Source organism: Pseudomonadota bacterium, assembly GCA_026388315.1.
GTDB lineage: Bacteria > Desulfobacterota > Syntrophorhabdia > Syntrophorhabdales > Syntrophorhabdaceae > MWEV01.
Map to the genome: position 1 here is coordinate 1 of JAPLKA010000089.1, position 10,315 is coordinate 10,315.

9 protein-coding genes, 2 tRNA genes and 1 pseudogene are annotated in these 10,315 nt (G+C 44.8%); 8 read left to right on the top strand and 4 right to left on the bottom strand.

Features of this window, described 5'->3' with window-relative positions:
• Positions 1-142: 142 nt before the first annotated feature.
• Positions 143-532, bottom strand: a complete 390-nt coding sequence (locus NTX75_12755) for a hypothetical protein (GenBank protein MCX5817087.1) — start codon at positions 530-532, stop codon at positions 143-145.
• Positions 533-749: 217 nt separating this feature from the next.
• Between NTX75_12755 and tnpA the strand changes: the two are divergent.
• Positions 750-1,011, top strand: a pseudogene (tnpA, locus tag NTX75_12760) (IS200/IS605 family transposase).
• A 52-nt stretch (positions 1,012-1,063) separates the two neighbouring features.
• Here tnpA and NTX75_12765 read toward each other — a convergent pair.
• The 3 genes from NTX75_12765 to NTX75_12775 are packed head-to-tail and all read right to left on the bottom strand — an operon-like array spanning position 1,064 to position 3,853.
• Complete coding sequence (locus NTX75_12765; GenBank protein ID MCX5817088.1) at positions 1,064-3,505, bottom strand: response regulator; 2,442 nt, start codon at positions 3,503-3,505, stop codon at positions 1,064-1,066.
• A complete protein-coding gene (locus NTX75_12770; protein ID MCX5817089.1) occupies positions 3,498-3,668 on the bottom strand; it encodes a hypothetical protein in 171 nt (56 codons plus the stop codon). The genes NTX75_12765 and NTX75_12770 overlap by 8 nt, the downstream gene beginning before the upstream one ends.
• The gene (locus NTX75_12775; GenBank protein ID MCX5817090.1) at positions 3,650-3,853 is read right to left on the bottom strand and encodes a hypothetical protein; all 204 of its coding nucleotides are present in this window, start codon (positions 3,851-3,853) and stop codon (positions 3,650-3,652) included. The genes NTX75_12770 and NTX75_12775 overlap by 19 nt, the downstream gene beginning before the upstream one ends.
• A gap of 709 nt (positions 3,854-4,562) precedes the next feature.
• Between NTX75_12775 and tig the strand changes: the two genes are divergently transcribed.
• The 7 genes from tig to NTX75_12810 all read left to right on the top strand — a co-directional run.
• A complete protein-coding gene (tig, locus tag NTX75_12780) occupies positions 4,563-5,840 on the top strand; it encodes a trigger factor (GenBank protein MCX5817091.1) in 1,278 nt (425 codons plus the stop codon).
• Positions 5,837-6,421: an ATP-dependent Clp endopeptidase proteolytic subunit ClpP gene (clpP, locus tag NTX75_12785; GenBank protein MCX5817092.1), complete on the top strand. Its 585-nt coding sequence runs from the start codon at positions 5,837-5,839 to the stop codon at positions 6,419-6,421. The genes tig and clpP overlap by 4 nt, the downstream gene beginning before the upstream one ends.
• A 5-nt stretch (positions 6,422-6,426) precedes the next feature.
• A complete protein-coding gene (gene clpX, locus NTX75_12790) occupies positions 6,427-7,677 on the top strand; it encodes an ATP-dependent Clp protease ATP-binding subunit ClpX (protein MCX5817093.1) in 1,251 nt (416 codons plus the stop codon).
• Positions 7,678-7,788: 111 nt separating this feature from the next.
• Positions 7,789-7,863, top strand: a tRNA-Val gene (locus NTX75_12795).
• 7 nt (positions 7,864-7,870) lie between these two features.
• Positions 7,871-7,948: transfer RNA gene (locus tag NTX75_12800), tRNA-Asp, on the top strand.
• Between the two features lie 51 nt (positions 7,949-7,999).
• Positions 8,000-10,057 (top strand): DUF1926 domain-containing protein, encoded by a 2,058-nt coding sequence (locus NTX75_12805; protein ID MCX5817094.1) that lies wholly within the window; start codon positions 8,000-8,002, stop codon positions 10,055-10,057.
• Between the two features lie 58 nt (positions 10,058-10,115).
• The coding region (locus NTX75_12810; protein MCX5817095.1) for a glycosyltransferase family 2 protein at positions 10,116-10,315 on the top strand (200 nt) is incomplete at its 3' end.

Sequence of the window (10,315 nt, forward strand, 5' to 3'; positions counted from 1 at the left end):
ATGTGTGTCAGGCGCTCATCACCCCTTATCCGGCACAGGGCATCGTGTCCGTTTATTACGGGCATCAGAAGGTCCATGAGGATAAGATCGGGTTTTGTGGTTGTTGCCTTTTTAACGGTCTCTTCACCGTTTCTGGCGGTCTCTACGGTAAACCCCAGGGGTTCGAGCACCGAGAGGAGCATGGCAAGGTTTGTGGGGTTGTCATCGGCAATGAGGATACGTTTGGGCTCCCCATGATAACCGGTAATAACCTTCTCAGCCGCTCTTCAACAAAAAGTCCGTTTGCGGGAAATTCTTTGTCAGCGGCTGTTATGCCCCACTGAGCGTCCCTTAGTCGTACATGGATATTCCCAGTTGCATTGGCTACGACGACACAGTAGATGTGGCGGTCGTTCAGCATGCCTTCGATTATCTTATCGACATGGCTATCATCAAAATACCATACCGGGATTGCAAGGCCCGCTGCAAGCCGATACGTGTTTATGGCAAGTGCGTCTTGGAGTGCTGCAAGTTGCCGATGCCTCTCAGACATGTAATAAATTGCCCCCAAAGCTTCCAACAGCAAAGTTGTTGCTGTAACAAGGGCGATAATTACGAGCGTAACAACAGAGTTTTTTGAAATGACATATTAACTAACCAGGTAAGCCCCCGGCTCTGCCGGGGGACTCGCAAAGTTTGACATTTTCGGGGTTATAAGAGAAAACCCCTCCAATGTGAACCACTCAAAGTTTACAAAGGAGGAGGTTTTGATGCAAGAGCACCAGAGTCTAAACCACACAAAGTGGGATTGCAAGTACCATGTGGTGTGGATACCGAAGTACAGGAAAAAGACGTTGTACGGAACAATTAAGAAGCATCTGGTGCCGGTGATCAGGGAGTTGGCCCGGCAGAAGGAATGCGAGATATTGGAAGGACGAATGGTGGTTGATCACGTGCATATGGTTATCTCAATTCCCCCCCAAATATGCAGTAGCACAAGTGATAGGGTTCATCAAAGGCAAAAGTGCAATATGAGTTGCAAGGATGTGTGATTCCTCCCAACACCCTGACCGAATGATAGATATCATTTCTCCTCCAACACCTTGCGAATGGCTTTGGCGAGGTCGGCGATTGCATAAGGCTTCATGATAAACTCGCGAATCCCAGCCTCCTTGGCCTTCTTCTCATTGACCAGATCACTGAATCCGGTACACAAAATGATCGGAATATCCCCGCGGATCAACATGAGTTCCCTGGCGAGATCCTTGCCTGTGAGACCAGGCATGGTCATATCTGTGATGACAAGGTCATAGTCGTTTGGCCTGACGCGGAAGTCTTCCAGGGCTTCGAGGCTGTTCCCTTTGGCAATGACATGGTAACCAAGGGACTCGATCATTTCTTTCGCTAAATCAACCAGAGTCTTTTCATCGTCAACGAAGAGTATTCGCTCGGTGCCGGTGGGGAGTATATCGGCCACTTCGGCTTCCGGTATGATCGTTCCCTCAATCCCTGGAAAAAACACGTGGAAGGTGGTTCCATGCCCCGGCTCGCTATAGACCGTGATCGCTCCACCATAGCTCTTTATGATACCGTGAACCATTGCGAGCCCCAGTCCCGTTCCTTCGCCTACTGCCTTCGTGGTGAAATAGGGGTTAAATATCCGCTCCATGACTGCCGCATCCATGCCATGGCCTGTGTCACTCACCTCCAGACATACGTAAGGTCCTGCTTTCAGATCGGGGTATTTGGAGACAAGGAAGGCATCGGCCACCATAGCCGATAACCTGATGTCCAGAACGCCGCCTTTGGCGTGCATCGCATGGGCTGCGTTAGTGCACAGATTCATCAACACCTGATGGATCTGTGTCGGATCAGCCAGCACCATACCTTCTTCCGGTCTGACTGTAATATCCTGGCAAATCTCGATAGTTGTCGGCAAGGAAGATCGGAGCAACTTGAGTACCTCTTTGACGATGGGTGCAATCTGAACGGGTTTCCGTTCCTGCTCGGCTTGGCGGCTGAAGGCAAGGATCTGCCTTACCAGGTCTGTTGCACGAAAGGTAGCCCCCAGTGCCCGGTCCAGATCGTGCCACACGGGATTTTCTTTTGAAACCTTATGCATGGCCAACTCCGTAGCGCCCATAATGACTGTGAGGATGTTGTTAAAATCATGGGCGATGCCTCCGGCAAGGGTACCGATGGCTTCCATTTTCTGTGCCTGGCGAAGCTCCCTTTCCAGTCTTACCTCATGGGTAACGTCCCTGTGGATGCTCACATAATTGATAATGTCCCCCGTTTTGTCCCGGACGGGTGAAGCCGTGGTTTCTGCAAGGTAGTATGTACCATCTTGTCTCCTGTAAGTCAGGCGTCCTGACCAGACATCGCCCCGGGTGAGGCTATCCCGCATATTTCTGTAAAAGGTACTATCCTCTTTATCGCTCTTGAGAAAATGGGCAGGCTGGCCAATAATTGTGTCCCTGTTATAGCCGGTCATGCGTTCGAAAGCCGGGTTGACATACTGGATAACCCAATTCTTATCGGTTACAATAACGCCTTCTGCGGCCTGTTCGATGGCTGTCGCCAGACGTGCACGTTCTTCCTCTGCCTGTTTGCGGGAGGTGATGTCCCTGAAGTATACAAGTGTCGCCTTATCCCCCCGATACATGATCGTATTTGCCGAAACTTCAATATATATAGGCGTTCCATCATTTCTGATTCCCTTGAATTCGTATTTGCCGGGTACGTCTTCACCCCGCTGCCTTGCTGAGGTATAACCGGCCACCCATTCGCGGTCATCGGGGTGGACGGTAAAAAAGGGAGGCAATCCTATCGTTTCATCGATGCTGTTATACCCGAACATGGTGAGAAATTCTCGGTTCGCATAGACATGAACATCATCCTTGACAATGGCAACCCCGTCATTGGCACCCTCTATGGCGACACGGTACCGCTCCTCAGATTCCCTGAGCGCTTCTTCCGCCTGCCTGCGCTCTTCTATCTCCTCACTCAGTTCGGCGGTGCGCTCCTCGACCCGTTGCTCCAGTTCGGCGTTGAGCGTGCGGATCTCCTCCTCCACCCGCTTACGCTCTGTGATTTCCTGCTGCAGTCGCTCGTTCTGTGCCCTCAACTGCTCCTGCATGCCGTGCATGGACAGGTGCATCGTAACCCGCGCTACAAGCTCCCCGATCTCAATAGGCTTGGTGACATAGTCTACCCCCCCGACTTCAAAACCCCTGACCTTGTGTGCCATGTCAATCAGTCCGGTCATGAAGATCACCGGGATATCTATGGTTCTTTCATCAGCCTTCAATCGCCGGCAGGTCTCAAAACCATCCATACCCGGCATAAGCACATCCAACAGTATGAGATCGGGTGTCGATTGCAACACCCTTGAGAGGGCCTTCTCTCCGCTGGTTGCCACATAGACGCGGTAGCCTTCGCCTTCAAGGGCATTCCGCACTATATCAAGGATCGGGGGCGAATCGTCCACTACCAGTATGTTCCCCTTCCGGCCTTCTCTATCCATGGTGTGCCCCTTTTATATAGTTGATGATCCCTTCATCATCGTATGTTTTTGCGTATGCCCCGATCCTGCTGCGAAAGGCAGCATATCTGTCATCCGTCAGGCTGCTGAGAATACCCTCAAGGCCGGTATAATCTCCCCTTTCGGCTAATCCGATTGTCTCCATAATATCCTCCGGGAGGATGCCATCGATGACGGCACGGTCTGACGATCTTTTTTGATTATGCTCAACGCTAAAATTCCCGAGGAAGCAATACCGGTCACATCAGATTCGAAGGTTGCAGAGATTACCTTGCTTTGCAGGGCGATGATTGAATTATCTTCAACTATGAGGATCTTGGTTTTTCCCATGGCAAACTCCTCGCAGTTTCTAATGTCCTCCAAAGTAAAAACATTTTACATGAAAGGCGTTATGTGACTCTATTATTTCATTATAGCTCAACATTTTCTTTTCGCAACCGAATAAATGCGCTGACTATACCAACTATAGTATGATATGGAATCCCGCATTCTTCAACGGGCAAATCCGTGGTTTCCAGTTTGGCGAAATGAAAGATAATAGGCAAGACATGGGAGGTAAGAAGAATAAAACGCTGTGGTCTTTGGGGTGTGAAAGTTATTTTGAATCCGATAAACAGACGATTGCCACTCGAACTGATGCATTTTGAGCAGGAATTGCTTTATGCTCGATAAAGAGAAGGAAGTAGGGGTCGAACTGCCCCCTTTTTATCTATTATTCTCCAGCGTTAATTTAATATCAATTAAAAAATCTAAAACAAAGTCAGCATTACTGAAGGATAATGGAATTTGCAGGATAATAAAGCCCATCAAGTGTCTTAAATTGTTTCGGGAGAAAGGATTCAAATTCGAGTGAATAGTGAATAGGTTTTTAACTGACTACTATTCACTGACTACTATTCACTAAAGTAAGTGTTGTTAGCGCCGCCTGGTGCATTGCCTGAATTAGCCAAATGGTCTTGATAATTTCGGAAGTTGTGGTTATAATAAGCACTGAAATTTAAAGAAGGCTTATTTTCATCCACGACTTCCCGGAGGACATATGAAAGTAGAGGTAGTTGATATTGATCGAGTTACAAAAAAGGTTGAAGTAGTAGTCCCTGGTGAACAGGTAACGGAAATATCAGAAAAGATTTATGAAGAATTAAAGAAAAAGGCAAAAATAAAGGGTTTCAGGCCAGGAAAGACTCCCAGATCTATTCTGGCAACTTATTACAAAGAGTATATTGAAGATGAATTAAAGAAGAGGGTTATTGAAACAACAATGCCTGGGGCCCTTTCAGAGGTAAGGGTTAGCCCTGTAACAGAGCCTGTTGCAGATTTTATTGAGGAAGAAGGGCGCTTTGGTTATACCCTTCTATGCGAAGTCCTGCCGGAAATAGAATTACCTTCCTACAAAGGGATAGAAGTTGAAGTGGATGCCATTCATGTTACAGACGAAGAAATTAACACAAGAATTGAAAGTATGAGAGGGATGCACGCTGAAATGATAACCCGTGAAAGTGGTGCAGGGGCACAAAAGGGCGATTTTATCATTATTAAGTATCAGGGTTATATGAATGGAAAACCTGTTAAAGATATTGCAACAGAGGCTTATCCGCTTGAACTTGGCACATCTCAGCTCATGCCGGAATTTGAAAGCGCGTTGTATGATATGAAAGCAGGTGAAACAAAGGAAATCAATATAGACTTCCCTGAAGACTATCCGAATAAGGATATAGCTAATAAAACAGTACTTTTTAAGGTTGAGATCAAGGATGTCAGAGAGAAAAGGCTTCCGGAAGTAAATGACGAATTTGCCAAAGACATAAATTTTGAAAATATGGAGAAACTGAGGGAAGGGCTGAAGGGAGAAATAGAAAAGGAAAAACACAACTCAAGAAGACAGCTTGTTTCCCAGAAAATCACTGAGACACTAATCAGTGGTGTTGATATCCCTGTCCCGAAAAGGCTTCTTGAGAAACGAACTGAAGCAATGATGGAAGATGCAAAAATGCGTTTCAATACTGAAAAATTTACAGAGGAAGAGCTACAGGCATTTCAGAGTAATTTTAAAAAGGATTTTGAAAAGAAGGCCGAAGAGAGAATCAAAGCAGATATAATACTGGCTAAGATTGCAGAAATGGAGACGATCAAGCTTGAAGACGATGATGTTCACAACAGAATGAAAAAGATTGCAGAGGAAACAAAAAGACCATATGATGATGTTAAAGGGTTTTACGAAAAATATGACCTTATAGAGAGTATGAAGAACAGTATCATGCAGGAAAAGACGATTGATTTTTTAAGAGATAATGCGACTATAAAGGAGAAGATATGAACCTCGTTCCCATAGTAATTGAAAAAGACGGCAGGGGGGAGCGCGCTTATGACATCTATTCAAAATTGCTCAAAGAACGGATTGTTTTCCTTGGTAGCGCTATAGACGATAATGTTGCGAATGTCATTCTTGCACAGCTTCTCTTTCTCGAATCGGAAGACCCATCAAGGGATATATACCTCTATGTAAACTCTCCAGGTGGTTATATCACAAGCGGGCTGGCCATATATGACACCATGCAATACATAAAATCTCCCGTGATAACAATGTGTACCGGTCAGGCGGCAAGTATGGGGGCGGTCCTTCTTGCAGGCGGCGAAGCAGGCAAACGATTTGCCCTCCCACACTCAAGGATCCTTATCCATCAGCCCCTCGGTGGTGTACAGGGACAGGCAACTGATATAAACATCCAGGCAAAAGAGATTTTGCGTGTGCGTGAAGAGATCAACAGAATATTTGTGAAGCATACAAAACAGCCTTTTGAAAAAATATCAATCGATACCGAAAGAGATTTTTATATGACTGCCGAACAGGCAAAGGACTACGGCATAATAGATGAAATAGTGGAGAAAAGACAATGACGATGATTAAAAGAAACAACGGGAGGGCGATGAAACTGCATTGCTCTTTCTGTGGCAAAAGCCAGGACGAGGTGAAAAAGCTTATTGCAGGCCCTATGGTATATATATGCGATGAATGTATAGGGTTGTGCAATGAGATTATACAGGATGAGGTTAAAAAAGAACGGTTTGATTATATCAAATCTTCAATTCCTAAACCCCATGAGATCAGGAGACTTCTTGATGAGTATGTGATTGGTCAGGATCATGCAAAGAAAGTACTCTCCGTTGCTGTTTACAATCATTACAAGAGAATAGAGGCCAAGGTAAGTTTTGACGATGTGGAGATACAAAAAAGTAATATCCTTCTTATAGGCCCCACAGGTTCAGGAAAAACGCTCCTTGCACAAACACTGGCGAAGATTCTTCATGTCCCTTTTACGATCTCCGACGCCACGACCCTTACAGAAGCAGGCTATGTTGGTGAAGATGTTGAAAATATCATTCTCTACCTTCTTCAGGCTGCCGACTACAACGTGGAAAAGGCAGAGAGAGGGATTGTCTATATTGACGAAATAGATAAGATATCGAGAAAAACAGACAGCCCATCCATAACGAGGGATGTATCAGGAGAAGGTGTGCAGCAGGCACTTTTAAAGATTATTGAGGGTACCGTAGCAAACGTACCCCCGAAAGGTGGAAGGAAACACCCCCAGCAGGAATATATTAAAGTAGACACGTCGAACATACTTTTTATTTGCGGCGGCGCTTTTAATGGTGTTGACTCAATTATTGCCAACAGAATAGGAAAGAAGGGTATCGGTTTTGGGGTCGATGTGGAAGGGGGACGTGATAAGAGATATTCAGAACTTATCAGGGATATTCAGCCGGAAGACCTTTTAAAATACGGTTTAATACCTGAATTTATCGGGAGACTGCCCATTATAGCAACACTTGGTGAACTCGATGAGAGTGCCCTTGTGGAAATTTTAAAAAGACCTCGCAATGCAATTATAAAACAGTATAAAAAGCTTTTTGAGCTTGAAAATGTAAAGCTTACATTTACTGAAGGGGCCATCAGGGCCATTTCAAGAGAAGCTATGAAGAGAAAGACAGGTGCAAGAGCGCTGAGGTCAATACTGGAAAAAGCTATGCTTGACGTGATGTATGAGATACCCAACCTGTCCAATGTTAAAGAATGTGTCCTCAATGAAGAAGCAATTGTGAGCCATGAAAGGCCCATATTTATCTATGAGGAAGAGGCGAAAATAGCTTAAAAGCAGTTTGAGTGTTGAGTTGCGAAGCACCACAGAAAACGTGAACATGAAGAGTGGATCGTGAACAGCTATTTGACTTTGACCTGTAAACCTGTTATAGTTACCAGCATTGGGCGGGTAGCTCAGCGGGAGAGCATCGGCCTTACAAGCCGGGGGTCGCAGGTTCAAAACCTGTTCCGCCTACCATTGAAGCGGGGACGTAGTTAAGCTGGTCTATAACGCCGGCCTGTCACGCCGGAGGCCGCGAGTTCAAGTCTCGTCGTCCCCGCCATTTTTTAATAATATATATTTTTTAAAAAAAATAATACATAATAGGTGCCATATGCATCTTATCATCTGTATCCACAATCATCAGCCAGTCGGGAATATGGACTTTATTCTTGAAGAGGCATATCAGAAGTCGTATCTGCCTTTTTTCGAGACATTGAAAGGTTTTGAAGATATTAAAATAAATCTTCACTTTTCCGGTTATCTTCTCACGTGGCTCAACCAAAATAAGCCCGAATATATTGAGCTGTTAAATGTGCTGAAAAAGAAGGGACAGATTGAAATAGTCTCCGGTGGCATGTATGAGCCAATTTTGTCGCTCCTGCCGGAAGAAGACGGGATTGCACAGATTAAAATGCATATGGATTATGCGGGAACAATTTTTGGCGGGAGGCCAACAGGTATCTGGCTTGCCGAAAGGGTTTATGAGCCGCATATACCAAAGATTCTTAACAAGGCAGGCGCACTATACACCCTTGTGGACGATCACCATTTCAAGGCCGTAGGGATCTCCGAGGAAGAACTTCACAGATATTTTGTAACTGAATATGAAGGCTACAAACTGTTTATCTTCCCGGGTCTTGAGTTTTTAAGATATGCCATTCCCTTTAAGCCGATAGAAGACATTGATAAATACTTCAAAGAAATGGAAAAGGCCGGCGAGGATCTCGCGGTCTTTGGCGATGACGGTGAAAAATTCGGTCTGTGGCCGGGTACCTACGAACATGTGTATAATGGGGGCTGGTTAAATGCTTTTTTTACATATTTATCCGAGAACAAAGAGTGGCTGAAAACGGTCACATTCAGCGAATATATTTCTCATAACCCTCCAAAGGGCCGTATTTATTTAAATTGCAACTCATATATGGAAATGGCAGAGTGGTGCCTCCCTGCAACAAAGTCTGGCAGATACGAAGAATGTCTTAGCAATGTGGCCATTGACAGCAAAGAATTTGTGAAGGGTGGTTATTTCAAACATTTCCTTGTGAAATATGATGAATGCAACGATATGCACAAAAAGATGCTCATGATAACAAAAAAAGCGAATAAGAATGTAGAGGCTAAAAAGCATGTTTTTATGGCCCAGTGTAATGACAGCTACTGGCATGGTGTATTCGGGGGGCTTTATCTTCCTCACCTCCGTGGTGCTGTTTACCGGAACCTCATTGAAGCAGAAAAAATATTGGACCCGAAAAAGCCTTTTGTTAACGGAAAGCTTGAAGATGTCAATCTGGATGGCTTTGAAGAGGTTATTCTCAGTAATAATGACATCAAGGCATATTTTTTACTGAAGGAGGGCGGGGCATTATACGAGCTTGATTACAAGCCTTCTCTTACGAATATCATGGCAACACTCTCCAGGAGATACGAAGGATATCATGATAAAATAAAGGTTGCATCATCTGCTGAAGTTGCAGATGGTACCAGAACTATCCATGATATGATCATTGCAAAGGAAGAAGGCCTTGACAAATATCTCCATTATGACTGGTACAGAAGGGCATCACTCGTTGACCACATTATGGAAAAAGACGTTGTCACCTTTGACGGTTTTTATAATAGCAGCTACCGTGAACCTGGCGATTTTGTGAAAGAACCTTATGTAGGAACAATAGAAAAAGACAAAAATCTGGTAAAGGTTACATTGAGCAGGGACGGGTATTTCTGGAAAGGCGGACGCGGATATCCGTTGTCTGTAAAAAAGAGTATTGTCTTGCAGAAAGGTTCGAGCGAGTTACTTGTCGATTATTATATTGAAGGCGAAGTGCAAGAACCCTTCTATTTAGGAGTAGAGTTTAATTTTTCCTTCCTCGGGACTGGAGGAGAACGGTACATTGAGGCGGGAAATGAGAGGTTGGGTTTTGCAACTCAGGGAATCCTGGATGTATCTCAGCATGTGGTTTTTCATGATCCTTACCAGAATATTAATGTTTCAGTTGGTTTTGATACTCCCTCCTTTGTGTGGACCCATCCCGTGGAGGTTGTTTCATTGTCCGAACATGGGCTTGAAAGGAATTATCAGAGTACCATGCTAATGCCTGTCTGGGAGATTGATTTAGCTGCCGGCCCAAGGAATATTCACATCAGGCTTCAGCTTGATCAGGCCAAATGAAAAAGATGTTCAATGTTCAAGGTTTTATGTTAAAAGCCTTCAGCCTTGAACTCCTGATATGGTTTCCGTAATCATCACAACCTATAACCGCCGCAAATTCTTAAAAGAAGCCCTCCGCTCAGTCATTAATCAGGACTACCAAGACAAAGAAATCATTGTTGTTGATGATGGTTCCTCTGACAATTCATATGATGAAATGAATCACCCCGAGGTAAGCTTTGAGGCATCAACAAGAAATTTTGAACAGATTTTCTTTTC

Coding starts and splice junctions, on each gene's coding strand:
- NTX75_12755 (MCX5817087.1), bottom strand. CDS start 532: ATGTCTGAGAGGCATCGGCAACTTGCAGCACTCCAAGACGCACTTGCC.
- NTX75_12765 (MCX5817088.1), bottom strand. CDS start 3,505: ATGGATAGAGAAGGCCGGAAGGGGAACATACTGGTAGTGGACGATTCG.
- NTX75_12770 (MCX5817089.1), bottom strand. CDS start 3,668: ATGGAGACAATCGGATTAGCCGAAAGGGGAGATTATACCGGCCTTGAG.
- NTX75_12775 (MCX5817090.1), bottom strand. CDS start 3,853: ATGGGAAAAACCAAGATCCTCATAGTTGAAGATAATTCAATCATCGCC.
- tig (MCX5817091.1), top strand. CDS start 4,563: ATGAAAGTAGAGGTAGTTGATATTGATCGAGTTACAAAAAAGGTTGAA.
- clpP (MCX5817092.1), top strand. CDS start 5,837: ATGAACCTCGTTCCCATAGTAATTGAAAAAGACGGCAGGGGGGAGCGC.
- NTX75_12805 (MCX5817094.1), top strand. CDS start 8,000: ATGCATCTTATCATCTGTATCCACAATCATCAGCCAGTCGGGAATATG.